Source organism: Peribacillus sp. NPDC056705 (genome assembly GCF_043656335.1).
In genome coordinates this window covers 1-1514 of sequence record NZ_JBHTYI010000169.1, presented here as the reverse complement: position 1 = coordinate 1514, position 1514 = coordinate 1, and the positions used below count along the sequence as shown (strand labels likewise).

At 58.2% G+C, this 1514-nt stretch carries 1 protein-coding gene; it reads right to left on the bottom strand.

The annotated features are described in order from the left end of the window. The coding region (locus ACFRAK_RS28575) for a hypothetical protein (protein WP_394573126.1) at positions 1-1514 on the bottom strand (1514 nt) is incomplete at both ends.

The window sequence follows — 1514 nt, the reverse complement described above, 5'->3', positions numbered from 1 at the left end:
AGCTCGATGTGACCGAGGATCGGCGCGGATTTGCCCTCTGCATCGACTGCCGCTTTGTCATACAGGAACGGATACGGAATCTGTAGACGTGTCGCCGAGACCGTCGTGCCGTCCTGCTCGTAGCTGATTCTTGTCGGCGGCGTCTGGCCCGCGTTGTACGTCGTCAGATTGGGCAGATATTCATTGACCAGATCTACGTACAGCTTCGCATGGCGATTCGCCGAATCCCTAATTTGGTAATCATTGCTGCTGCCGCCGTCAAGCTTGGTATCGAAGTTGTAGATCTTCGTAATCCCCTTGCTCAGCGCCGCATCGTTCACCAGACCGATGATAGGCTGGGTGTTCGGACACCAGGATCCGCCGATCAGGATGTTGTGCGTGCCGTCTGTCTTCAGCAATTCTTGCAGCTCATGGTATGTGATGTGCTCGAATACCACGTCTTTGCCGCGGAAAATCGCGCGGTTTAGTTTGTCATCATAGACCGTCGTGAAATAGTCCTCCGCTGTAAAAATGTCATGCTGCGCCACCTTCTCGCCCTCCGGCCCTTCGGCGATGGACTCGAAGAACGCTTCCCACTCAGACGAGGCGGAGGCGATGATCGGCGCTGCCGCATCCGCTTCCGTGCGCCCTTTCTCATAAGCGAACAGGAATGGCTCCGTGATTTTGTGCGCGCTGACTCCTTGGCCATAGCTCACCTCTGCACCGGTTGCCGGCAGGTTCAGCAGATAGTTGTTCACCAAGTCGACGTACAGCTTCTTGTCGAAATCGGCGGCGTTTTCGTCTGTGATATCCAGACTTGCGCCGTCCAGACGGGTGTCAAAATTGTAGATCTTCTGGACGCCGTAGGCTTTGGCCTGCGCGTTGATCTCGGCGATCTGCGTCTGCGTATCTTGGCTCCACGCGCCGCCGATCAGCACCAGATAGGTGCCTTCGCTGTTCAGCAGCGTCGACAGCTCATGGGCGGTCACGGTCTCGAACACGTGGTCCGTCTGACTCAGCGACGGATACACGCGCTTGAAGTAGTCAAAAGCTCCTTCGCCACCTGGCTCTGTCCCCGACGAGGGGACAACGACCTCGACAGACGGTCCTGCGCTGTAGTACAGCTCGGTCGGCGTAGTAGCCCCCGCATTGTAGCCGGTTTTAGCCGCATAGCGGACCTGGTACGTCCCAGGGACCAGCCCGGTAACCGTCTCGTTCGTCGCACGGGTGTACGTCGCGCTGCTCGCCAGCTTGTACTCCAGCGCTGTCGTCGTGCCAGTGATCCGGCCGTCATGGACAGCTGTATGGCTAGGCGCAACGCCTGTCAGTCCTGAAGGTGTCAGCTCCAGGCGGGAGTACAGCAGATCGAGTGCTTCCTTGTAACGCGTCCGCTGCGGTGTCGGCTGGGCGTCCGTGCCGATATTGCCCCAAGTGTACATCAGCTCGATGTGACCGAGGATCGGCGCGGATTTGCCCTCTGCATCGACTGCCGCTTTGTCATACAGGAACGGATACGGAATCTGTAGACGTGTCGC